This window comes from Pontibacter sp. YIM B11418, from assembly GCF_059278805.1.
Genome location: NZ_JCAEMH010000007.1, coordinates 208,899 through 230,871, shown reverse-complemented (window position 1 = coordinate 230,871; position 21,973 = coordinate 208,899). Strand labels below are relative to the sequence as shown.

Sequence of the window (21,973 nt, the reverse complement as noted above, 5' to 3'; positions counted from 1 at the left end):
CACCTGATTGCTTTCTTGAGGCCTAAAATGCGTATATTGCTCTACTAAGCCGCTCAAGCCTTGTACTTTACCTGCGCTTGTAGGCCTCAAAGCCTGTTTGATCTGTGCGTATGCGTGTTTATACCCTGACCCTTCTTCTGGTCTTTACCTTTGCTCGTTTGGCTTTTGCGCAAACCGCTGAACAAGGTCGTGGCTGCAGCACGGAGGCATACCTGGAAATTCTAAAACGACAGGATCCGGGTTTTGAGGAGCGAAGCTTAAAAACACAACAGGCTGTGCAGCAACTCATGCGCCAGCGCCCTGCCGGTCAGGCCATGCAACAAGCGACCATTACTATACCGGTGGTGTTCCATGTAGTGTATAAAACCGGAAGCGAGAACATCTCTGAGGCGCAGGTGCGTTCGCAACTCGAGGTGCTGAATCAAGACTTTCGCCGCCTTAATGCGGACACCACCAATACGCCGGATTACTTCCAACCGCTCGCCGCTGACACCCGCATTGAGTTTTGCCTGGCCATAGTAGACCCGAACGGCAACCCAACGTCAGGCATTACCCGCACCCAGACCACCAAAGAAAATTTCAGCTATTTTTCTGATCAGATCAAGTCCTCGGCCAATGGAGGTGTGGACGCCTGGGACACGAGGCTATACCTGAACATTTGGATAGGCAACCTAGGCACCAGTAGCATTGGTTACGCCTCTTCACCGGACGCTTCCCCGGGTCGTGACGGCGTGGTGCTGCACTACCGAACAGTAGGAGCAGCCCCGTACAACAACAGCCTGTGGGCTTACAACCAGGGGCGGACTGCCACCCACGAAGTAGGCCACTGGCTCGGCCTGAAGCACATCTGGGGCAACGGAATGACCTGCAATGACTCCGATGACATAAACGACACGCCCAACCAGTTCACCCAGACAGATGGCTGCCCAGACGGAATAGAGGTCTCGTGCGACAATGGCCCTTACGGCAATATGTGGCAAAACTACATGGATTACTCCGACGATGCCTGCATGAGCCTTTTTACCAAGGACCAGGCTACGTATATGCAAGCAATACTGGAGTCAGCACGCGGGTATATGTTTGTGTCCACAGCCTGTACAGGTGAGTTACGTTCCCGTTTCAGCACGGCCCAGCCCCAGGATACGTTGTTAGCCCCCGGCGACCAGGTACAGTTCATCGGGTCTTTCTCCGGCTTTAAGCCTACGCAGTGGCTGTGGCAGTTCGAGGGCGGCTCGCCGGCCTCCTCTACAGATCAGAACCCAACCATCAGGTATAGCCGACCGGGCAGGTATAGCGTCACCCTCACCACCTCCAACGAAACCTCCAGCCATACCCTCACCAAAGAGGATTATATCTACGTGACACCTGATAATGTGAAGGTATACCCGAATCCGGCACAGGGTTATCTCATCCTGGAGCAGGCAGCCCGTCAGCAGATTAAGTTAGTAGAGTTGCTGAACCGCCACGGACAGGTGATGCTGCGCGAGCAGGTGGCGGAAAGAGTGATCAGGCTGGATGTGCAGCACCTGCCGTCCGGCATATACCTCCTGCGCACGACCAGCACCAATGGTGTCGCGATCACGAAGGTGAGTATTGTAAAATAGTACTTGCTATACCTTAGTACCCTTCGCCCTGCAGGGTAACCACCACAGTGCGTTTAGAAGCATGGTTGCGGTGTTCGCACAGGTATACGCCCTGCCAGGTTCCCATATTAAACTCCCCTTTCGAAATAGGCACTGTCACTGAGCTTCCCAACAAAGCAGCCTTAAGGTGCGCCGGCATATCGTCTGGACCTTCCGAGGTATGGCGGTAATAGGGTGCATTCTCAGGCACCATCTGGTTAAAGTGGCTTTCAAAATCCTGCCGCACAGTAGGGTCTGCATCTTCGTTAATGCAAAGGCTGGCAGAGGTATGCTTGATGAAGATGTGCGCCAGGCCAACTTTGTAGTTCTCCAGCTCAGGCAGCTGCGCTGTGAGCAAGTCAGTGATTAAATGGAAACCGCGTTTTACGGCTGGCAGGCGTATCTCTTTCTGAAACCACATAGTTTTGAGTTAGTGAATTGGTGATTGAGTGAGTTTAAGTTAAGTGAGTAAGTGAATGAGTGATTTAGTGATTGATTTTTCTGGATGACTCAATCGTTATGGTTCATACGCGAATATAGCATCGGAGTAAATGTAGATACTAAGTGCCTGCTTCTTTAAGCATTACACCATTGATCAAATAACCCACTCATTAGCTCCATCACTCATTCACTAAATCAGTCTATTACCCGCTCAAAGGCGCCGGTGTCTGGTTTGTTGGAACTGCGGTTTATACCTTTGATGTCCTTGTTTATACCTAGAAGAGGTATAGCCGCGCCGGTTGCAGGGGAGAGCGTGTCGAGGCTGAAGTTCTGTTTGCGTACGTCTTTGAATTTGGGATCGATGTTGAGCAGATTGCCGTTTATGTTGAGCGTATTTTTGTAGGCTTCCGTGCGAAGTATGTTATGCGCCACCTCAGCTGATAGATCGCCCTCCAGAAGTACCTCGTTTATATAGTTAGAGCCATCGCTGTACACGATGCTGTTGACCAGTCGTAGCTGGGTAGGCTGGTTTCGGATATCGGTGCCAGGTATAAAGTCGGCTACGACAAAGGCAGGCGTTTCGCGTTGCAGCTGGTTCTGGTAATTGACGATGGTGGAGTACAGCACCTCGTAATTGCCACCGCCCAGGCCACCGAAACTGTATTGCCCGCAGTTACTGATCAGCGTATTCACTACCTTCACATCCGAGGTGAAAGCCACAATGCCATCCAGGAAAGCATACTGTATCGCACAGCCTTCCACTAAAGTGCCTCCCTTGCCCGGGTTGCCGATCCGGATGCCACGTATCGTGTTTCGGATGTCAGCATAGCGGATAGTGTTGTTCTGACTGCCTGTGAGGATGCGTATACCTTCCCACTGTCCGGGCGCATTGATATAGACTGGCTCGCGTCGTATACCTGAAAACGTTACCCGCTCCTCTGGTGTGCCTCTGACCTGAAGTGTGCCGTTGATCAGCAGCACGGCCTTGTTTGTGGCAAAGATGCGAGCCCCTTTTTCGATGGTGAGTGTAGCACCTTCTCGCAGCAGCACCGTGTCGAGCAACACATGTGGCTTGCCAGCTGCCCAGGTCGTATTTCCGATCACGCTTTTTGGATGGAACACTGCATCTTGCCCGTAAGCTACCAGCTTCACATTCTGCTGGTTTCCGTTGGTATGAAACAGAATAGAGTCCGCTACCAGAAAGGGCTGATTCTGATCTCCCGGGTTGATGTTGACGCGCACCAGAACATAAAGGCTGTCCTGCCCCCGCAACTCAAGGTCGTTGGCAATAGGAGTTTCCTGGCCGTTGATGATCAGTTTGTAAGGAGAAGCGTTTGCCCCGCCTAAGCTGATACTGCTGATGCGCACGGCCTTTTTTTGAGGGTTGTATACCTTGAGTCGCCGCGTCACGCTGCCTTGTGTCACAAACACCGTATCGAACAGCACCGTATCCGCCGAAAACTGCAGCATCGCGTCCGAGTCATTAGTCACAACCTCGTCTTTGGGCTCACAGCCCACCATCGAAAGCAGGAAAAGCAGGGGCAGTATGGCGAGCAGGTATTTCAAAGGTTGTTGATTGTTGAATTGCTAAATGGTTAAATTGTTAAATTGTTAAATTGTTAAATCAATCAAAATTAAGCTCCTTTTCTTTTAAATAACAGCCATCCACCAATTGAGGAGAACAGCAGTACAGAAATCCATAATAACCAATCCTGGAACATACGTGGATTAAACTGATAGTGACCATGGGACCCTGCCACGACCATAGCAACCAACTGGAAGGCAACGAACAAAAATACACCACCTATTCACCTACTTTTCATATTGCTGTCACAAAAGTCTATTTAATAATGTCGATTCGATGGCTCTCTGCGATTATAGAGTCTACCAAGTTAAAACAAAAAAAGGAATGCAGCGCAGCTTCCGGCTGCACTACATTCCTAAATATGTCTTTTCAAAAGCAGGTAAACTTATTACGCTGTGGCACCTTCTTTCAGGCGCTCGGCGTTCTCTGCTATACGCAGCTCTTCCACGAAGTCTTCAATACCGCCATCCATCACGTTTGGCAGGTTGTATACGGTATAGCCAATGCGGTGATCGGTTACACGACCTTGCGGGTAGTTGTAGGTACGGATCTTGTCAGAACGGTCGCCGCCGCCTACCATGCTTTTACGCTGGGCACCTTCGGCTTCGTTTTTCTTGGCCAGCTCTACTTCAAAAATACGCGAGCGAAGTACTGCCAACGCCTTGTCAAAGTTTTTGAGCTGCGATTTCTGGTCCTGGCACTGGGCTACTATACCTGTCGGAAGGTGCGTCAGACGAACGGCTGAGTAAGTCGTGTTTACCGACTGACCACCCGGGCCTGAAGAACAGAAAAGATCTTTGCGGATCTCGTTCATATCGAGCTCGATGTCGAATTCCTCTGCCTCTGGCAGCACCACTACTGAAGCAACAGAGGTATGGATACGGCCCTGCGTTTCGGTGGCAGGTACGCGCTGCACACGGTGCACGCCCGACTCAAACTTGAGCTTGCCATACACGTCTTCGCCAGACACGCCCACAATAATTTCTTTGTAGCCGCCAGATGTACCTTCGGTGGCATCCATCAGCTCCATTCGCCAGCCCATTTTCTCAGCAAAACGGCTGTACATGCGGTATAGGTCACCGGCAAAGATAGAGGCCTCGTCGCCACCAGCTCCTGCACGGATTTCCATAATAATATCTTTGCTGTCGTTCGGATCTTTCGGGATAAGCAGTTCTTTCAGCGTATCCTCCATCGCCTCACGCTGCGGGAGCAGCTCATCCAGCTCTTCCTTGGCCATTTCACGGAAGTCCTCATCCTTCTCCGTCGAAATTACCTGCTTGGCATTGTCAATGTTGCTCAGAATGTTGAGGTACTTCTTATACTCTACTACTATCTTGTCAAGATCCTTATATTCTTTATTCAGCGACTTGTACTTCTTCATGTCGCTGGCCACATCTGGCTGGATAAGCAGCTGGCTTACCTCTTCAAACCGTTGATTAATGGCTTCTAATTTATCTAACATCGCTCTGTTATGGTTTTAAGCTGCAAAGATACTAAATTGGCGTTTAAGTAATAAAACATAAGTGCTGGTTGCAGCTGTAATATTACTTATTTATCCTACTACAAATTTGTATCGAAAGATGTTCAATGCCCGTTCTTTGCTTGCTACTATAACCCTTGGCACAGTCTTTATAGTTTCAGGCTGCGATGTGAAAGTGAAACCAATAGAAGGAGGGAAGGAAATTGCCCAGGAACTGGAGCGCCACAAGATCAAGCGCCTCACCCAGCAGGACATCCTCAATGCCGCCCAGAAATACGGCGACTCGATTGTGGTAGTGGCGGAGCGTTTGCATGTCCAGCGCCTGACGGAGCACATGAACCAGGGAGGTATAGCGGCCGCTATACCTTACTGCCAGCCTGAGAACTTTGAGGAGGTGGAAACCTTGCAGGATAAGTTCGGGGCATTTGCACGCCGCACTTCCGGGCGTTTACGTAACCCCCAAAACAGAATGGACGACTATTCAGGGCCCAGGCTCGCACAGTACGCCAAAGGCACATTACAAGGCTCACAGGTGTTTCAGGAGTTAGACCAAAACGATTTACTCTATACTGCACCTATCTACATCCGAGATAAAAATTGCTTAAGCTGCCATGGCACCGTTGGCCAGGAGATAGCCACTGCCGATTATGAGCTTATTAAAAAACAATACCCTAACGACCGGTCTGTAAACTTCCAGCAAGGGGACTTGCAAGGTATGTGGGCCATCAGGTTCGACAAGATGGACCTGGTTGCCTTCCTCAACGACCAACCCAAGAAAAGCCGCCGCCCGCGCTAAACATTTCGCTAACAGGCCTGTTTCTGAGCCATACAACCGGTTTAAGGTGACATATGTCACTGCATTTTACGCCCAAAACCCTTACCTTTGCACTTGGTTTGATCAAGGCTTATACCTGATCTGATGTTTAAACTTTAAAAGATAGATATACTATGGCTGTAATAGTTGCAACCGATAACGATTTCGATAACGTACTCAATTCGAACCAGAACGTGGTGGTGAAATACTTCGCTGACTGGTGCGGCAGCTGCCGTTTGTTTTCGCCTAAGTTCAAGCGCATGTCAGACGACGAGGCTTTTGCTAACGTGGCTTTTGTGGATGTGAATGCCGAGACAAGCCCGGAAGCCCGCAAAGTGGCTGGCGTAACCAACTTACCTTTCTTCGCTGTTTTCAAAAATGGCCAACTGGTAGACACTGTGGCTGCCAGCAAAGAAGAAGCCGTACGTGATCTGATCAACAAATTGACTGTTTAAGAAATGAAGATACCCGTAATCAAAAAATTAGTAGAAAACGAGTCGCTGGAGAACCTGATAGCAGCCGAAGAGGCCCTGATGGAAGAGCAGCCGCTTGCTATTGAGGTAGAAGGTGACGACGAGGGCGAACAACTGACGCACGTGATTGCCGCTGCCTGGATATTGAACTACATGAACGACAATGGTGTGGACTTTAAGGCTGCGCTGCGTGAGTACACCAAGAAGGTGCGCGTTTCTATCAGCTAGTTCAATCTGATAAATATTAAAAGCAGCAGGCCCCGAAACATTACGCTTCGGGGCCTGCTGCTTTTAATGGTATACCTAAACTTATATGTTGTTCCTGGAGAAATAATCCTCTGCCAGCTTTCCGCCCATATCGGTACAGATGCCGCGCACATAGTAGAGGTAAATGCTGCGGAACACTTCAGACAGATCATACTTTGCAGGCGGAAAAGATGCCGGGTTGATCATCATGAAAAACTGTTCCAGAATGATTTTGGTCACCAGTTGCAGGTTGATGTCTTTACGGAAATAACCCTGCAGTATGCCCCTGTTCAGGATCTCAGCGTTTACATGCTGGTTGTTGTCGATCAAATTTTGCATACTTATTTGCCAGGCCTCCGGATACTTCTGCAAATCACCGATGTAAACCGGGTTTATCTGTTTGATCGTTTTGGCACCGTCCTGCAGGAGCAACATGATTTCCTCTACAGGATTAGAGGCTTTTGCGAGCAATTCCTGTTGTCTTCTGTTTTCCAGCTCTATATCGTACAGGATCACCTGCTTCACCATATTCTCCCGGCTCGAGAAAAGCTCATGAAAAGTCGACTGACGTATATCGAGTTTCCTGATTAGATCCGCATCCGAATTCGCCTCTATACCTTCCCGCTTGAAAATCTGCAGGAGCTCACCTAATATGGTTTCTAAAAAAGTCATTGAACAGGGTAGGCCATTTAGCTGCTGAATAGGACAAATACCTATACGCAATAATAGACCTGATGTATATGATAAAATCGCTTTTGATGTCTCGCGAGAAACATGCAAATGTAACACAATAAGTTGCGCCCTGCAAACTGCTCGGAGTCGGAGTAAGGCAGATTTACAGTATGGTCCAGATACTTATGAAGAAAACTGCCTGCACCAGGTATACATAGGGCGCCAAACGATTTTGCTTGTAAATGGGGGCTTTCTGGAAGTACACCTGAAACAGAAAAGCCAGCCCCAGCCACCCCAGGTAGTTCGACAACGGGATGTGCCCGCCTTGCCAGTCCCAGAAGTCAAAGGCCACCGCAACCGGCTCCAGGAAAAAATCGAGTCCGACCATCAGCAGGGCTCCTACCACGGCTCTGACAAGCCAGTGCATGTCAATCATGTTCACTAAATGGCCTGATGTGTAGACGAGCATCAGCCAGTTGAGTCCAATCAGCAGCGGCACATCCAGAAACTTTATACCCAGAGACTCTCCATAGGCATAGTCTCCAAACAGCAGACCGGTGTGTATACCTACCACTTCAGCAAAAAAGCCCGCTGCCACAATGACCAGCGCGAACAGCAGAAAGGCCACGTTCCAGCGCCTATGGAAGGAAAAGAGCAAAACGTTGGTCAGGATAAGGTTCATAGGTGTGAGCCGCTGAAACTTTTCGGGTTCGCCACTAAACACGAGGCCCCAAAAGCCCACTGCGTGAAAAATCGTCAATACGCCCAAAGCCACCGCAAAAGCATAGGGCTTAAGGCGCTGCTGCAAAGGTATAGCAGGCTGGTATGGATGTGTAGTCTCAGACATGCTGTTTTGATCGGTTAACTGATGTTACGACAGGCACCAGGTTACCCACTATACGGGCTGAAAGCAGACAGAGCGGTATACCGCCGCCAGGGTGCACACTGCCGCCACAAAAGTAGAGTCCTTTTAATTTAGCGTTGAAATTTGGGTGCCGCAGAAAGGCGGCCATGCGGTTATTAGAACTGCTGCCATACAACGCTCCGGCGTAGGAAGACGTCTGTTGCTCGATCAGCAAAGGGTCCAGCACCTGCTCGCAGACGATCGCTTCGCGGAGGTTGGTCTGTAGCATACGGCTAAGCTTATCAGTCACAGCCTGGCGTGTAGTTCCCACAAGTTGCTCCCAGTTCTGCCCCTGGTGGTGCGGCACGTTCACCATCACAAACCAGTTTTCGCAACCTGCCGGCGCATCATGCTTTTCCATTTTAGAGGTGATGTTCACATACACGGTCGGGTCAGAACTGATGGATTTGTGCCTAAAGATGTGCTCGAACTCCTGCTTGTAATCCTGGCTGAAAAATATGTTGTGCAGGTTCAGTTCCGGAAACTCGCGTGCTATACCCCAGTAGTAGATCAATGCCGAGCTGGAGCGCGGCTGCTGCAGCGTTTGCTCCGGTGCAGGCTGGTCGGGCAGCAGGCGGCGGTAGGTCGGTACCACATCCATGTTGCTCACTACAATAGCGGCGCTATACCTATCGGAGGTGGTTTCTATACCTGTTGCCGTACCGTTTTGCGTGATGATCCGCTCCACCCGCTCGTTATACCTGAACGCCACACCCAGCTCTTCAGCCAGCTTCACCAGACTCGCTGCAATGCTGTAAATGCCTCCTTTCGGATAAAAAGCGCCGATGTTGTGCTCCAGATGCGGAATCAGGTTAAGCGTGCCCGGTGCCTGGTAAGGGTCAGAACCGTTGTAGGTGGCGAAGCGGTCGAGTAGCTGCACAAAACGCGGGTCATCGAACAGCCTGGCATTGGCGTCGTGCATTGTCGTCGTCAGCCCCAGGTCCGAGAGACATCCCAAAGCCTTGAGCACATCAGCGCTCAGGTAGGTATCGAGCCGGTGCAGTGACTTATGCAGAAAAGTGTCAGCCGTACCCTTGTAGAGCCGGGCACTTTTGGCCAGCACATCACGTACATCCTGCGCCTTCACGCCCAGTTGCTGCTCTGCCTCAGTAGCAAAAGCCTCGGCTTCGGCGTAAGCTTTCAGGCGACTGCCATCGGGCCAGAAGTAATGCGTGATCGGGTCGAGACGGGTATAGGTGAAGTAGTCGGACGGATTGCGGCCAGCCAGCGTGAAGAGCTCATCGACGAGGTGCGGCAGCGTAAACAGCGAAGGCCCGGCGTCGAAGCGATAGCCCTGCAAATCGAACTGGTGCATCTTACCTCCGAACGAAGCATTGGCCTCAAACACGGTCACGTCATAGCCTTTCACCGCCAGCCTGATGGCCGTAGCTATACCTCCTATACCTGAACCGATGATGGCGGCTTTCGTCATTTCCGAATTTAAGCAGATTATTTCTTTCCTGCACTTAACTGCAAGGGTAGGGCAAAGGTTTTGAAGATTATTGCTTATACCTTAAAATAGGCATCAGTCAGGATTTTAAATATTCATGATTTTATATGTATCTTATACCTGTCTTACATTTGCTTTTTACTCAGTTATGAAATTCGTATTCAGACGGAAGTACCTGTTGGTTGTGCCACTCGCCTGTTTTGTAATAGCTATGGCCTGCGTATTCGCACTCACTTTGGTCAAACGCCAGTCTAATCAGTATACATTCAGGCAGACTGAACACGTTCCCTTGTGCTATACCGGTATAATTTTTGGCGCTGGCATTCGTACTGGCAAACCCAGCAAGTATCTAAAGGACAGATTAGACGCAGGTATCCGGTTATATGAAGCAGGCATCATTCAGCGTTTGCTTTTATCAGGAGACAACGGTAGCCACAACTATGACGAACTTAAAGTGATGCGCGACTATTGTCTGAAAAAAAATGTAAGAGTTGATGACATTTTCCTGGATTTTGCCGGCTTCGATACCTACTCTACCTTATACCGTGCAAAGGAGGTCTTCAAGGTGGACCGTGCCGTGCTTGTCTCACAGAACTATCACCTTGACAGAGCCATTTACATTGGCAGGTCGCTGGGTCTGGACAGTTACGGCTATATAGCAGATAAGGGGCATTATGCAGGATACCGTCGCAATTACCTTCGGGAGGTGCTCGCAATGGTTAATGCGTTTATGGAAGTTAACTTAAACCGGAAGCCTAAGTTTTTGGGTGAGCCAGTTGACATAAAAGGCGCCTCGAACGCACTGCTTCACTACTAAGCTATACCTTACCAAACAGTTTCTTATAAATCGGCTTCCGCAAACCAAAAGCCGCCAGCATGAGGGGGTATAGCATAGCATCTAGCGCCTTGTAACCAGTGCTGTAGTTGATAATGTCGTGGATGAGAGCGCCGCTACCGTGTTGCGTGACCAGGTGCTTGTGCCGCCATTTGCGTAGGGGCGGGGGTACTTCCTGACCTTCGTCTACAAACCAGGCGGCCGTTTCCGTTATTTCCCGTTCTGTGATCAGGCTGGTCCACCGGAAGGATTTTATACCTGTCTGCAACTCCACTTCTACCACGTCACCCGGTTCGCTTCCATCAAACCGCACTAATTTCAGCCGTGGGTAGGGTGGTGCCAGTTTCCTGAACAGCTGCTCATCAAACGCATGAAATACGCTCCGGAAGTCTTGCTCTACAGCTGTCTTTAAGTGAAGGCGCATTTTTTAAATTGTTAAATGGTTGATGGTTTAATTGTTGATTCACGGCTGTACCTGCTCCTGCTTTATTCGTCAGGTATGCTAAATAACACCTTGTGGCTTTAAACAGTTATAGCTAATACACTCAAGTTTTGCTATGCGTGGGGCAACAGTGCAAACTTTTGAAGGTATAACTTTTCCTCTCTATACCTGCCAGCCCTATACCTAAGACTCCATCTATTAACCAAACAACAACTATAAGGTTATACCTGCCTTCTTGCTGCAGCCACAAAAAAGCCGCAACATACATCATGCTGCGGCTTTGGTATAATCATCCGTTATCAAATCTACAATTCAACCATCAACAATTTAACTCCTAACTCAACAGGTTGTCAATGTCCTCTTTCGTCAGGCTTTTGATGATATTCTCGTCGGTGCTGATCAGGTCGGTTACGAGTTGAATCTTGCGGTTCTGCAGCGCCAGGATTTTCTCCTCTACAGTGTCTTTGGTGATGAATTTATACGTGAACACCTTGTTCTGCTGCCCGATGCGGTGGGCTCTATCCACGGCTTGCGCCTCCACGGCTGGGTTCCACCAAGGGTCCAGGATAAACACGTAGTCCGCAGCGGTCAGGTTAAGGCCAACGCCACCAGCTTTCATCGAGATCAGGAACACCTGTATGCTCGGGTTATTCTGGAATAACTCCACTTGCTGCTGCCGGTTTTTGGTGTTGCCGTCCAGATAAGCATAGGTTATCCCTTTCTCATCCAGGGCCTGTTTCACAATCTCCAGATGCTTCACGAACTGACTGAACACAAGCACCTTGTGGCCTTTCGCCACAATGCTCCGGGTCATGCGCATTACCTCTTTCAGCTTGCCTGACTCGCCTTCATAGTTCGGATCCGACATGTAGGGATGGTTGGCAATCTGCCGGAGCTTCATCAAACCCTGCAGGAGCATAAACTGTGTATTGCCAGGGCCTTTTTCTTCCAGGCTGGTCAAAATCTTGTTGCGGTAATACGACTTGGTTTCCTCGTAGGCCTGCTCCTGCTCCTCTGTCATCCTGCAGAAGGTGGTGTGCTCTATCTTGGGCGGCAGCTCGCGGGCCACCTGCGACTTGTGCCTGCGCAGTATAAATGGCTTGATAAGCGCATGAAGCCGGCGTGTTTTGTGCTCGTCCTTCTGCTTCTCAATCGGCTTCAAAAACTCTTTCCGGAAGAAATGCTGATTGCCCAGCAGGCCCGGGTTGATGAACGACATCTGCGACCAAAGGTCCATGGTGCTGTTCTCAACCGGCGTACCTGTCAGAATCAGGCGGTGGCGCGACTTCAGGGACCGAACCGCTTTTGAGGTGTTGGAGTCCGGGTTTTTAATGGCTTGTGACTCGTCCAGGATGATGTAGTCGAAGTAGTAGGTCTTGAGCAATTCCGTATCCAGGCGTACGATGCCGTAGGAGGTCAGCACCAGGTCATAGTCCTTGAATTGCTCCACGTTCTTGTCGCGGTAGGTACCGGTATAGGAGAGGATGCGCAGCTCCGGCGTGAACTTTTGCGCCTCATTCAGCCAGTTGTAAATAAGCGAGGTCGGCATCACAAGCAACGTCGCCGACTCGGCTCCGTTTTCTTTGCGGTGCTGCAGCATGGCCAGCGTCTGTACGGTCTTACCAAGGCCCATGTCATCGGCCAGGCACCCGCCGAATTTGAAGTCTTTTACAAAATGCAGCCAGTTGTAACCCGCCTTCTGGTAAGGACGCAACTCCCCCAGGAAGCCTGCCGGCATTGGTTTGTCTTCTATGGCATCAAACTCGCGCAGCTTCTCCAGCTTTCTCGTCATCGTTACCTGGGCCATGTTGCCGTTCTGCAGGTCGTTTACCAGCGCCATGTGGTGCTTGCGCAGCGTCAGCTGTTGCTCACCTTCCGAAAAGGCAAATAGCTCGATGTACTGCGTAAACCACTCTTCAGGTATGATCGCCACCTGCCCATTTGGTAACAAATACTCATTGTTGCGGGTGAGGATGTGGTTTTTGAGCCTGATAAACGGCACTTCGAACTCCCCGAAACGCACGGTACCGTGTATATCGAACCAGTCGTTGTTTTCGGTTATACCTACGTTAACGGAGATCTCGCCAATGAAATAGTGCTTCGTGCTTTTCTCGGACTGCTCTACCGTAAAGCCGAGCTGCTCCAGTGCCTGCAGGTTGTGGTTGAGCCACGAGAAAGCAGCGCTCTTGTCCAGCACGGCCTGCCCGTTCTTCACCTCTAATTCGCGCTTGGCAAGCTCTTTTACATACTCTTTTTCATATACCGCATCGCGCAATAGCTTATGAAAAATGTAAGAATCCTCCGTTTTTTCCATACTCACACTAATCCGCTTGGCATCCTGGGCTTCCACCATGTGGTCGCCATACCTGAAGGACAGGTTAAACAGGATCTTGTCGGCTGCAGCGGCTTTGTCCACTTTACTAGCTTCACTGCCGCCGTTGCTTAGCAGCGCAGATACGTTGGCCGACTTTATTTCGGAGAAGTTCAGGTGCGGTTTGGGCCTGTGCTGCTGCGGTTTTATCTCGAACCCATTCGGCTTCACGTCGAAGGACTCAACCAGCGAGGTCACAAATTTGCGGTAGTAGTTTTCCTCTACTGAGCGAGGAATCAGGATAAACTTCTTATTCAGGAAGGGCTGCAGCTTCTTTCCATCAATGCCACTCTCGAAACTATAGATGACGCCGTCCACCATCAGCCAGGCCGGTTCGTAGCAGATCAGGGCCGCATTTCTGTACTGGAAGTTTAGCTTTTCCCCCTTATACCTGACGGTAGGGTAATAATGGGTGTTGTCGGCATTTCGGTGCAGGTGGAAGCGCACAGTCGCTTTTTCGGGCGCTACCTGAATCTCTTTCCAGGTAGGATCACCGTCTTTGCCAATGATAAACGTGCGCCGGTCCTGGAGCAATTCCAGGATCTTGTTCATGCGCACCTGCATGTAGTGGGTTATCGCCTCCTGCAGGGTTTTGTCGCCCTTTTCGGGATCGTATACCTTCAGAAAAAAATCAACGGCGGAGAGTTTCTTATTGGAGAACTTTTTCAGCACAGCCTCCTGCTGTATCTGGTCGATCAGGTCGATCAGCTTAAAATCTTTGGCATCGAGGCGAGCGGAAAACTCCTTGGCGTTTTTGGCAGAAATATTCTGGTGCTGTAAAGTCAGCTGGCCCTTGCTATTAATCTGCACCACAAATGATTCGAACAGGTATCCCAGGTACTCGTGCTCGAACAGGGAATAGATTACCTGAAACGGCTGTGTGGTGTATACTTTCATACGGGTACAGTTTTAGGACTCCAAATTTAACCAAAAAACCGCTGATTTCCTACCTAAAATGCCTGAAAATGCCGTCCAGAATCAAAATATTTTCATATTTCCAGCATCTAATTACTGGCTGTAACACATTAAAGACTTTTAATCCCAATATATAGAGGTACTTATATATTGGCCTTTACACTAAAGCCCTTCCCCCAGACCAAGTTCGCTTCTGACTACCTCCGACTTCTCAACTTTCACTAAGCTAATTGCACTGTCTTGAACCCGGAAGACGTTCTCCTCCGTCCACTCCCAGGCAGCATTCATGGGCACATTCACGCCGCTTGCACTGAACCATACCTGAATCGTGTCTCCCCGAGTGGTCAGGTATACCTCATTGAATGTTTGCTGGCTGGAGGCAGTAAAGGGTACCCGGGGGCAGGAGGCCAGGCGAGCCAGCACTTCCTGATCATTTCGAAACCAGTTTTGTAGAAAGCCAAGGTGTTGGTCGGAGCACTGGTAACCTAGGTTTAGCGCAGTGAGTGCCTTGCATTTCAGGTTGCTGTACTCCTCGTTCGCCTCACCATCCCACTCGCACTCACTGCCGATAAAAGTAATGACGTAGCCCAAGGCCGCCCGTTCAGCATCGGTCAGCTGATCAGCTAAAGCCTGATCGATCCCAATCGTGCTCACAGAGTCCTGCAGGCCGGCATCGTATACCTGTTCCCGCCACAGGAAGCGGATTTTGCTGTTAGTTGCAGTTTCGGCTTCTGATTCGGCCGGTGCTATACCTGAGACAGCTTCTCCTATGGCTGTATCGGTCTCCACTGTGGAGCAGCCAGACACGAGAAGCAGGAAAGGCAGTAGAAAGGCTTTCATGATAATGGGTATGAAGCGAGAGGGAATAGGAGCGGCTATACCTTACAGGTTGTCGCGCACAGACATGGCAGCCGCTTTGCGGGCAGGGCGTATGGACACCAGCATGGTGATAATCACAATGGCGGCACCCGTCAGCACAAAGTCCATCAAGACAAGCTTGACAGGATAGGAGTCGACGACCGACGTAGCCATACCCATGGAGACAATGCCGAAGGTCTGCTGCAGGTTGGCGATCAGCATACCCAACGAGAGTCCGTAAGAAGCTCCGATAAAAGCGACCAGCGCGCCCTCAAACAGGAATATGTTGCGAATCTGCTCTTTGGTGGCGCCCATGGAGGCAAGCACGGCAATGTCTTTTTTCTTATCGATCACCAACATGGAGAGGGAGAAGAAGATATTGAGCGAGGCAATGAGTAGAATAAAGGCGAAGGTAATGAACACGAAGAGCTTTTCAACCTTCACGGCACGCAGCAGACTGGTGTGCTGTTCGTCGCTGTTCTGGACCAGGAAGCCCTCTCCCAGCACCTTCTGCAAGGCGCGTTTCACTGTCTCAATGCGTTGCCCGTTCTCTACCTTGATCTCGATGGCCGTTCGCCGCCGACCGTATTCCATGAGCTCCTCCGCAAACTGGATGGGCACAAACACATAAGCGTCGTCGTACTGCCGCTCGATGGCAAACACGCCCCCAGGTGTTATCTGCAGTGACTTGAAAGCTCCTTCGGGGTTAAGCGGATTGAATTTGGTATTGCGCGGGTACAGGAACTGCATGTTCGTGAACTCATTGTTTGTCCGGATGGATAACTGATACTGCACACCCCGCCCGACCAGAGCGTAGTAATTATTATTGGCGTACAAGTTATAGTGCCCCTCCACCACCGAAGAGCCTATTCTGTTCTGCTCGAAAAAGTTTTCGCTTACGCCCTTTACTTTTACCACCATCTGGCGGTCATTGTATCGCAACAGGGCGTTGTCTTCGATCACCTCAGTTACCAGCGCCACGCCAGGTGTGCGGCGTATCCGGTTCATAAACTCCGTGTCCGTCTCAAAGGACTTGCCCTCTGCTGCCGATATCTTCAGGTTGGGGTCAAAGCTGGTATAGATCGTCCGGATAAGGTCTTCGAGGCCGTTGAACACCGACAGCACGATAATAAGCGCCGCCGTACCCACCGCCACCCCGATCATGGCAATGTTGGAGATAATGCTGATGATGTTCCTCTTCTTCTTAGAGAAAAAATAACGCTTCGCTATGAGATAAGGGACGTTCATTTAGCAGGTATAGGTGCTTAGGCTAAAGGTTGATTGTTGATGGTTGATTGTTCTTACAAAGATTTTTCCAATTCCAGGCATGTCAGCATACCTGGCCTGCCTTTCACCTGCGCCCTGCTATACTTTCCCAAGAAGCTTAGCAGCAGCGCGGTTATATCACAACTTCTACATCAACTTAATCACTGTGTTGAATCAACAATTTAGCAATTAAGCCATCAACAATTAAATTTATTTCCAGGCTTTCACAATCAGGCCTGTGCCAGAGTCATGCTTGCCGTTCACATCAAGCCAGTTTAGTACCAAACTGATCGGAAACGTGATCAGGTAATAGAATGGTAGCAGAATGAAGAACGCCTTGGACGTATTCAGCATCAGGAGTGGGTACTTCATGGATAGTCGCCACGAGATTTGCCCTGGTTTGCCGTATGAATAGCGCGCTTCTACCTTGCTGAAACCGGCCGAGAAAAGCTTATCCTGAATTTCGCGGATGTTATACCCGTCGCGCACGTGCTCCTCTATAAACGACGTTTCATCATCGCCGTGCACGTCCGAGCCTCCCTGATCGGACGGGGTAGAGATAACCAGCATGCCACCCGGCACCAGCGATGCCTGAAAGTTGCGGAACACTTCCACATCCTCCAGAATATGCTCCATCACGTCCACTGACAGAATCAGGTCGTAGGTGTTTTCTTCGCGGTACTTCACCAGGTCACCAATACGAAACAGCACGTTCTGCCGCCCGATAGCTCTGAAAAAGCGGTTGCTGTCCGAAATCTGTTCTTCTTTTACGTCAACGGCCAGTATGCTCCACTTGCTGCTCTGGCTCGAGAGCCAGTAGGTATACTGTCCGAAGCCGGAGCCTGCATCCAGTATGTGCTGCCCATCGTTTTTGCGGTTGGCGGCCCACTCGCGCAACTCCTTGTGCACGTGCCAGGCACGTAGCAGGAGCAGGTCCAGCAGGTTGTAAAATACGCGGCGCAGAAAAGGGGTCTTGTTAAAAACATCGCCCAGCACGCGCTTGATCGGGTCGTACTGCATAAGGGTGTTGCTGCTTCTTAGCGGGTATAAGTATCGTCTTCCTCGTCTTCCTCGGGGGCAGGCGGTATGTCGAGGTTGGCAAATAGTTTATCGATCTTGGCGGAGTACTCGGCGGTATCGTCCAGGAAAAACACGAGCTCAGGTACAACGCGTACCTGGCTTTTGATGCGCTGGGCCAGCAGGTGGCGGATCGTTTTGGTGTTGACCCGCAGCTCCTGCAGCAGCATCTCGTTGCCGTCCTTGGCGTTCATCACGCTCAGGTATACACGCGCCAGTCCCAGGTCGGGCGACACACGTACAACGCTTACCGATATATAGGCGCCTCCGAACAGGTGTGGCACTTCCCGCTGGAAGACCTCTGCCAACTCCTTCTGAATAAGGCGCGAAAATTTCTGTTGTCTTTTACTTTCCATATTGAAGATGCAAATATCATATTAATTTCGCATTTTTACCCCAATTGTGCCGTACTCATTTCGGCTCAGGCTGGTGTATAGTTCTTTCTAACTCCGTCTTCCTTTGATTAGTTACTTCCGAAGCATACTGCCTTCCCGCTTATTTTTGCTGGTATTACTGTTCTTGGCTATCCGGCTGCCTCTTCTCTTTTTGGGTATACCCGCCACCTCGTCCGAGCTGCTGCACATGTTGGTAGGGGAGCGCATGGCAGGTGGTTTTGCCATGTACCGCGATATTTACGACACCACAGCACCGCTTTCGGCCCTCGTGTACTGGACCATCGATGTGATAGCGGGGCGCTCATACCTGAGTTACCGGATCGTGACTACGCTGCTGCTGCTCTTTCAGGCGATCATGTTTAATGTGACGCTTAACCGGCACCAGGTATACGCCGGCAAGGGCTACATCCCTGCTTTGCTATACCTACTCATAGGCAGCCTTACCTTTGAGTTCGACATGCTGACGCCGCTGCTGATCGGCAATACATTTCTTATTCTGTCGCTTCCTTATATTATCACCATCTCACGGGAGGGTTTTGAAAACAACCGCCTGTTTGTCGGGGGCTTTATGGTGGGACTTGCGGCGCTCAGCTACCTGCCCTTAGCTCAATTTCTGCTAGTGGCGGCATTTGGGGTTGTGCTCTTCGCCTCCAATACATTCAGAAGCTTCTTGCTGATGCTGTGCGGCTTTGCATTTCCGTATGCCGTGCTTTTTACCTACTACCTGTATACCAATACAGCTTCTCAGTTTGTGGAAATGCACCTGCTGCAGCCCTGGCAGTTTGGCATCAACCCACTGGTACCGCCAGCACATTTGGTCTTGGCATTGGCTCTTCCCGCAGCCATCCTCCTCCTTTCGCTCATCAGCACTACTTCGCTTCCGCAGCGTCTTGTGTTCCAGGGCAAGTTTCAGCAACTCATGACGGTATGGCTCGTGGTCAGCATTATGGTATTGGTGACGCGGCATGAGCTGTCAGTAGGCTCATTTGTGGTCATACTACCCCCCATTGCTTATTTTGGTGAGTTTCTGTTTACAAGCCGCATGAAGAAATGGATCCTGAACCTGATGTTTTTCATCCTGCTGGGTGGGGTCTTGTTGATCCGCTACCGGGAGCCCTTGGGTATAGCTTCCTTTGTGAAGATAGATGACTCGCAGTTGCTGCTGCCGAATGGCGGTGCGAGCGGAACGGTTAAAGGCAGCTCTGTCCTGGTGCTGGGTGAAGACCTAAGCTACTATGAGCATAACAAGCTGGCGACGCCATACCTTAACTGGCAACTATCACAGCGTCACTTCGGCCACCTTAACGAGTACCAATCGGTGTACGACCTCTATCAGAATTTCCATCAGGAAACACCCGAGTACATTGTAGACCAGGTGGGGCTTATGCCACAGCTAAAACACAAACTGCCGTCCGTTTTCGAAGGTTATGCACCCACGCAAACAGCGGCAGTTTATAAGAGAGTTCGTTAACTGGCTATACCTGACTTAGCAAACCGGAATTTTATCGACCCGGTTCTGATGGCGTCCACCTTCAAACGCTGTCTCCAGAAACACGCGCGTCATGTCAGCGGCTACCTCCTGCGACACGAAGCGGGCAGGTATACAAAGGATGTTGGCGTTGTTGTGCTCCCGGGATAATTTCGCCAGCTCCGTCTGCCAGCAAAGGGCTGCCCGTATTTCCTGATACTTATTGGCTGTCATGGCCACACCGTTTCCACTACCGCAGATCAGCACACCAAAATCAGCCTCTTTGTTTACCACAGCCTTCGCAAGCGGGTGCACATGATCCGGATAGTCCACCGAAGCGTCTGATCCAGGACCGAAGTCTGTTACTTCATGACCAGCTGCCGTTAGCTGCTCTTTCAGCAGGTTTTTATAGGTAAAACCGGCATGGTCGCCGCCAATCGCTATTTTATATCCCATAGTTTTATGCTTTACTTTCGTTCAATCTTTTCAAATCACGCTTGATAATTCTTCTTGATACGCCTATACTTACTTCGTACAGGATGATCAGTGGAATGGATATGATGAGCTGGCTGATCACATCCGGCGGTGTGATAACCGCTGCCACAATTAAAATAACAACAACGGCATGTCTTCTATATAGCTTCATCACTTCCGGCGAGAGCAGGCCTGCTTTGGTGAAGAAGTATACGATAACGGGCAACTCAAACATAATGGCACAAGCCAGGCAGAGTGTCGTAAGCGTCGAGATGTAGGAAGTCAGGTCAAACTCATTCAGGATAGACGGATCTACCTGATAGCCTGCCAGGAAGTTGATCGAGATAGGGGATACCACATAGTAGCCAAACAGCAGACCCATCGCAAACAGGATCGATACCCAGAACACCGCGCCGCGCGAACTCTGCTGTTCCTGTGGATACAAGCCGGGCTTCACAAATCGCCAGATCTCCCAGAATGCATATGGAAAGGCACAGGCCAATCCCAGTACAAGCGACACCATAATGTGCATGGAGAGCTGCCCGCTCATCTGACGGCTTTGGATCGTGAAACCCAGATCTTCTATACACAGCACATCGGAGCCAATCCATGTGCTCACATCGCACATAAACCGATAGCTCAGGAAATCTGTGCGGGAAGGGGCCAGGATAATATCATGAAAAACAAAGCCTTTTGCCACAAAGGCGGCAATGGCAAAGATCAGAATAGAGGCGAGTGAGCGGATGATGTGCCACCTTAACTCTTCCAGATGATCCACAAAGGACATCTCCTGCTGCGGCTCTCCTCCTCCTTCTTCCAGGTACGGTTGGTCCATCAATCGTCGCTCTTAGATACGCTTATGGTGTTATTAATAAGCAAAAAGTGGGTAGTCTTTCATCCAGCTGTTCACTTCTTTGCGCACAGTTTCTATTTTGCTTTCGTTTTCGTTGTGGGTCAGCACATCATCGATCAGTTCCACGATGCGGGCCATGTCCGCCTCTTTAAGTCCACGCGTTGTAATCGCGGCCGTTCCTATACGCATACCTGAAGTTACGAATGGCGACTTGTCATCAAAAGGCACCATGTTCTTGTTGATGGTGATATCCGCTTTAACGAGTGTATTTTCGGCTAGCTTGCCAGTTAATCCTTTCGTGCGCAGGTCGATCAGCATCATATGGTTGTCCGTACCCCCTGAGATGATGTTGTAGCCACGCTCCACAAAGGCGGCAGCCATGGCCTGAGCGTTCTGCTGCACCTGCTTGATATAGCCCATGTAGTCATCGGACAAGGCCTCGTAGTAAGCCACTGCCTTGGCCGCGATCACGTGCTCCAGCGGCCCCCCCTGTGTTCCCGGAAACACGGCGCCGTCCAGCAAGGAAGACATCATGCGGATTTCGCCTTTCGGAGTCTTAAGTCCAAATGGGTTTTCAAAGTCTTTGCCCATCATGATCATACCGCCTCTTGGTCCGCGCAGTGTTTTGTGCGTGGTGGTGGTTACGATGTGGCAGTGCTCAAAAGGATCGTTCAAAAGACCTTTGGCGATCAGGCCGGAAGGGTGGGAGATATCAGCCATCAGCAGGGCGCCTACCTCATCGGCAGCGGCACGCAGCTTTTTATAATCCCAGTCGCGACTATAGGCAGAAGCACCACAGATGATCAGCTTCGGTTGCTCACGACGAGCTGTTTCCACTACTTTGTCAAAGTCGATCAGGCCTGTTTCCTGCTCTACGCCATAGAAGCTAGGCTTGTACAGTTTGCCCGAGAAGTTAACAGGGGAGCCATGCGTCAGGTGACCGCCATGCGACAGGTCGAAACCCAGGATCTTGTCGCCCGGCTGCAGTACGGCAAGCATCACGGCGGCGTTAGCCTGCGCGCCGGAGTGTGGCTGCACGTTGGCCCAGCTTGCTCCAAAAAGCTCCTTCGCACGATCGATCGCCAGCTGCTCTGACTGATCCACAATTTCGCAACCGCCATAGTAACGCTTACCCGGCAGGCCTTCGGCATACTTGTTGGTCATCACACTACCCATCGCCTCCATCACTTGATCCGAAACGAAGTTCTCGGACGCGATCAGTTCGATGCCGTGGGTCTGGCGTGCTTTTTCTTTTGCAATCAGGTCAAATATAGCTGTGTCTTTCTGCATGGCTTCTTTGGTTTTATATTCCTTCAAAATTAAAGCTTGCTC

At 50.4% G+C, this 21,973-nt stretch carries 21 protein-coding genes; 6 read left to right on the top strand and 15 right to left on the bottom strand.

Features of this window, described 5'->3' with window-relative positions:
* Positions 1-110 precede the first annotated feature (110 nt).
* Positions 111-1,604, top strand: a complete 1,494-nt coding sequence (locus tag AC4QZR_RS17780; RefSeq protein WP_494482124.1) for a M43 family zinc metalloprotease — start codon at positions 111-113, stop codon at positions 1,602-1,604.
* A gap of 13 nt (positions 1,605-1,617) precedes the next feature.
* Here AC4QZR_RS17780 and AC4QZR_RS17775 read toward each other — a convergent pair whose 3' ends face one another.
* The 3 genes from AC4QZR_RS17775 to prfA form a co-directional block, all read right to left on the bottom strand.
* On the bottom strand, positions 1,618-2,043 hold the full coding sequence (locus AC4QZR_RS17775) for a secondary thiamine-phosphate synthase enzyme YjbQ (protein ID WP_494482123.1): 426 nt from the start codon (positions 2,041-2,043) through the stop codon (positions 1,618-1,620).
* Positions 2,044-2,258: 215 nt separating this feature from the next.
* Positions 2,259-3,629: a hypothetical protein gene (locus AC4QZR_RS17770; protein ID WP_494482122.1), complete on the bottom strand. Its 1,371-nt coding sequence runs from the start codon at positions 3,627-3,629 to the stop codon at positions 2,259-2,261.
* Positions 3,630-4,036: 407 nt separating this feature from the next.
* Positions 4,037-5,110 (bottom strand): peptide chain release factor 1, encoded by a 1,074-nt coding sequence (gene prfA, locus AC4QZR_RS17765; RefSeq protein ID WP_494482121.1) that lies wholly within the window; start codon positions 5,108-5,110, stop codon positions 4,037-4,039.
* 193 nt (positions 5,111-5,303) lie between these two features.
* Between prfA and AC4QZR_RS17760 the strand changes: the two genes are divergently transcribed.
* From AC4QZR_RS17760 to AC4QZR_RS17750, 3 genes are all read left to right on the top strand, one after another.
* Positions 5,304-5,924: a c-type heme family protein gene (locus AC4QZR_RS17760; protein WP_494482120.1), complete on the top strand. Its 621-nt coding sequence runs from the start codon at positions 5,304-5,306 to the stop codon at positions 5,922-5,924.
* Positions 5,925-6,076: 152 nt separating this feature from the next.
* Positions 6,077-6,397 (top strand): thioredoxin family protein, encoded by a 321-nt coding sequence (locus AC4QZR_RS17755; RefSeq protein WP_494482119.1) that lies wholly within the window; start codon positions 6,077-6,079, stop codon positions 6,395-6,397.
* A gap of 3 nt (positions 6,398-6,400) precedes the next feature.
* Positions 6,401-6,643 carry a DUF6952 family protein gene (locus tag AC4QZR_RS17750; RefSeq protein ID WP_220626795.1) on the top strand — a complete coding sequence of 81 codons (243 nt, stop codon included), beginning with the start codon at positions 6,401-6,403 and terminating at the stop codon, positions 6,641-6,643.
* A gap of 81 nt (positions 6,644-6,724) precedes the next feature.
* Here the strand turns inward: AC4QZR_RS17750 and AC4QZR_RS17745 are convergent, their stop codons facing one another.
* From AC4QZR_RS17745 to crtD, 3 genes are all read right to left on the bottom strand, one after another.
* Complete coding sequence (locus tag AC4QZR_RS17745; protein WP_494482118.1) at positions 6,725-7,333, bottom strand: TetR/AcrR family transcriptional regulator; 609 nt, start codon at positions 7,331-7,333, stop codon at positions 6,725-6,727.
* A 163-nt stretch (positions 7,334-7,496) separates the two neighbouring features.
* Positions 7,497-8,180, bottom strand: coding sequence for a carotenoid biosynthesis protein (locus tag AC4QZR_RS17740; protein WP_494482117.1), 684 nt, complete (start codon positions 8,178-8,180; stop codon positions 7,497-7,499).
* Positions 8,173-9,669, bottom strand: coding sequence for a 1-hydroxycarotenoid 3,4-desaturase CrtD (crtD, locus tag AC4QZR_RS17735; RefSeq protein WP_494482116.1), 1,497 nt, complete (start codon positions 9,667-9,669; stop codon positions 8,173-8,175). The genes AC4QZR_RS17740 and crtD overlap by 8 nt, the downstream gene beginning before the upstream one ends.
* A gap of 166 nt (positions 9,670-9,835) precedes the next feature.
* Between crtD and AC4QZR_RS17730 the strand changes: the two genes are divergently transcribed.
* Positions 9,836-10,504, top strand: coding sequence for a SanA/YdcF family protein (locus AC4QZR_RS17730; protein ID WP_494482115.1), 669 nt, complete (start codon positions 9,836-9,838; stop codon positions 10,502-10,504).
* A gap of 1 nt (position 10,505) precedes the next feature.
* Here AC4QZR_RS17730 and AC4QZR_RS17725 read toward each other — a convergent pair whose 3' ends face one another.
* The 6 genes from AC4QZR_RS17725 to rbfA all read right to left on the bottom strand — a co-directional run bounded on the left by AC4QZR_RS17725 (position 10,506) and on the right by rbfA (position 17,807).
* Positions 10,506-10,946, bottom strand: coding sequence for an SRPBCC family protein (locus AC4QZR_RS17725; RefSeq protein WP_494482114.1), 441 nt, complete (start codon positions 10,944-10,946; stop codon positions 10,506-10,508).
* A 352-nt stretch (positions 10,947-11,298) separates the two neighbouring features.
* Positions 11,299-14,232, bottom strand: a complete 2,934-nt coding sequence (locus tag AC4QZR_RS17720) for a DEAD/DEAH box helicase (protein ID WP_494482113.1) — start codon at positions 14,230-14,232, stop codon at positions 11,299-11,301.
* 180 nt (positions 14,233-14,412) lie between these two features.
* The gene (locus AC4QZR_RS17715) at positions 14,413-15,090 is read right to left on the bottom strand and encodes a hypothetical protein (RefSeq protein WP_494482112.1); all 678 of its coding nucleotides are present in this window, start codon (positions 15,088-15,090) and stop codon (positions 14,413-14,415) included.
* Between the two features lie 42 nt (positions 15,091-15,132).
* Positions 15,133-16,356 carry an ABC transporter permease gene (locus AC4QZR_RS17710; protein ID WP_253401580.1) on the bottom strand — a complete coding sequence of 408 codons (1,224 nt, stop codon included), beginning with the start codon at positions 16,354-16,356 and terminating at the stop codon, positions 15,133-15,135.
* A 228-nt stretch (positions 16,357-16,584) separates the two neighbouring features.
* Entirely contained in the window at positions 16,585-17,394 is an 810-nt protein-coding gene (locus tag AC4QZR_RS17705) for a class I SAM-dependent methyltransferase (protein WP_494482111.1), read from the bottom strand.
* A 17-nt stretch (positions 17,395-17,411) separates the two neighbouring features.
* On the bottom strand, positions 17,412-17,807 hold the full coding sequence (rbfA, locus tag AC4QZR_RS17700; RefSeq protein ID WP_188500824.1) for a 30S ribosome-binding factor RbfA: 396 nt from the start codon (positions 17,805-17,807) through the stop codon (positions 17,412-17,414).
* A gap of 145 nt (positions 17,808-17,952) precedes the next feature.
* On the opposite strand from rbfA, the gene AC4QZR_RS17695 reads away from it, so the two are divergent.
* On the top strand, positions 17,953-19,317 hold the full coding sequence (locus tag AC4QZR_RS17695) for a hypothetical protein (RefSeq protein WP_494482110.1): 1,365 nt from the start codon (positions 17,953-17,955) through the stop codon (positions 19,315-19,317).
* 15 nt (positions 19,318-19,332) lie between these two features.
* Here AC4QZR_RS17695 and rpiB read toward each other — a convergent pair whose 3' ends face one another.
* The 3 genes from rpiB to glyA are packed head-to-tail and all read right to left on the bottom strand — an operon-like array spanning position 19,333 to position 21,931.
* On the bottom strand, positions 19,333-19,770 hold the full coding sequence (rpiB, locus tag AC4QZR_RS17690) for a ribose 5-phosphate isomerase B (RefSeq protein ID WP_076668312.1): 438 nt from the start codon (positions 19,768-19,770) through the stop codon (positions 19,333-19,335).
* 4 nt (positions 19,771-19,774) lie between these two features.
* Complete coding sequence (gene tatC / locus AC4QZR_RS17685) at positions 19,775-20,623, bottom strand: twin-arginine translocase subunit TatC (RefSeq protein WP_494482109.1); 849 nt, start codon at positions 20,621-20,623, stop codon at positions 19,775-19,777.
* Between the two features lie 33 nt (positions 20,624-20,656).
* Entirely contained in the window at positions 20,657-21,931 is a 1,275-nt protein-coding gene (glyA, locus tag AC4QZR_RS17680) for a serine hydroxymethyltransferase (RefSeq protein WP_494482163.1), read from the bottom strand.
* Positions 21,932-21,973 lie beyond the last annotated feature (42 nt).

What these genes read in the sequence shown, in the direction of transcription:
- AC4QZR_RS17780 (WP_494482124.1), top strand. Translation starts at nt 111, where the DNA reads ATGCGTGTTTATACCCTGACCCTTCTTCTGGTCTTTACCTTTGCTCGT.
- AC4QZR_RS17775 (WP_494482123.1), bottom strand. Translation starts at nt 2,043, where the DNA reads ATGTGGTTTCAGAAAGAGATACGCCTGCCAGCCGTAAAACGCGGTTTC.
- prfA (WP_494482121.1), bottom strand. Translation starts at nt 5,110, where the DNA reads ATGTTAGATAAATTAGAAGCCATTAATCAACGGTTTGAAGAGGTAAGC.
- AC4QZR_RS17755 (WP_494482119.1), top strand. Translation starts at nt 6,077, where the DNA reads ATGGCTGTAATAGTTGCAACCGATAACGATTTCGATAACGTACTCAAT.
- AC4QZR_RS17750 (WP_220626795.1), top strand. Translation starts at nt 6,401, where the DNA reads ATGAAGATACCCGTAATCAAAAAATTAGTAGAAAACGAGTCGCTGGAG.
- AC4QZR_RS17745 (WP_494482118.1), bottom strand. Translation starts at nt 7,333, where the DNA reads ATGACTTTTTTAGAAACCATATTAGGTGAGCTCCTGCAGATTTTCAAG.
- AC4QZR_RS17740 (WP_494482117.1), bottom strand. Translation starts at nt 8,180, where the DNA reads ATGTCTGAGACTACACATCCATACCAGCCTGCTATACCTTTGCAGCAG.
- crtD (WP_494482116.1), bottom strand. Translation starts at nt 9,669, where the DNA reads ATGACGAAAGCCGCCATCATCGGTTCAGGTATAGGAGGTATAGCTACG.
- AC4QZR_RS17730 (WP_494482115.1), top strand. Translation starts at nt 9,836, where the DNA reads ATGAAATTCGTATTCAGACGGAAGTACCTGTTGGTTGTGCCACTCGCC.
- AC4QZR_RS17725 (WP_494482114.1), bottom strand. Translation starts at nt 10,946, where the DNA reads ATGCGCCTTCACTTAAAGACAGCTGTAGAGCAAGACTTCCGGAGCGTA.
- AC4QZR_RS17720 (WP_494482113.1), bottom strand. Translation starts at nt 14,232, where the DNA reads ATGAAAGTATACACCACACAGCCGTTTCAGGTAATCTATTCCCTGTTC.
- AC4QZR_RS17715 (WP_494482112.1), bottom strand. Translation starts at nt 15,090, where the DNA reads ATGAAAGCCTTTCTACTGCCTTTCCTGCTTCTCGTGTCTGGCTGCTCC.
- AC4QZR_RS17710 (WP_253401580.1), bottom strand. Translation starts at nt 16,356, where the DNA reads ATGAACGTCCCTTATCTCATAGCGAAGCGTTATTTTTTCTCTAAGAAG.
- AC4QZR_RS17705 (WP_494482111.1), bottom strand. Translation starts at nt 17,394, where the DNA reads ATGCAGTACGACCCGATCAAGCGCGTGCTGGGCGATGTTTTTAACAAG.
- rbfA (WP_188500824.1), bottom strand. Translation starts at nt 17,807, where the DNA reads ATGGAAAGTAAAAGACAACAGAAATTTTCGCGCCTTATTCAGAAGGAG.
- rpiB (WP_076668312.1), bottom strand. Translation starts at nt 19,770, where the DNA reads ATGGGATATAAAATAGCGATTGGCGGCGACCATGCCGGTTTTACCTAT.
- tatC (WP_494482109.1), bottom strand. Translation starts at nt 20,623, where the DNA reads ATGGACCAACCGTACCTGGAAGAAGGAGGAGGAGAGCCGCAGCAGGAG.
- glyA (WP_494482163.1), bottom strand. Translation starts at nt 21,931, where the DNA reads ATGCAGAAAGACACAGCTATATTTGACCTGATTGCAAAAGAAAAAGCA.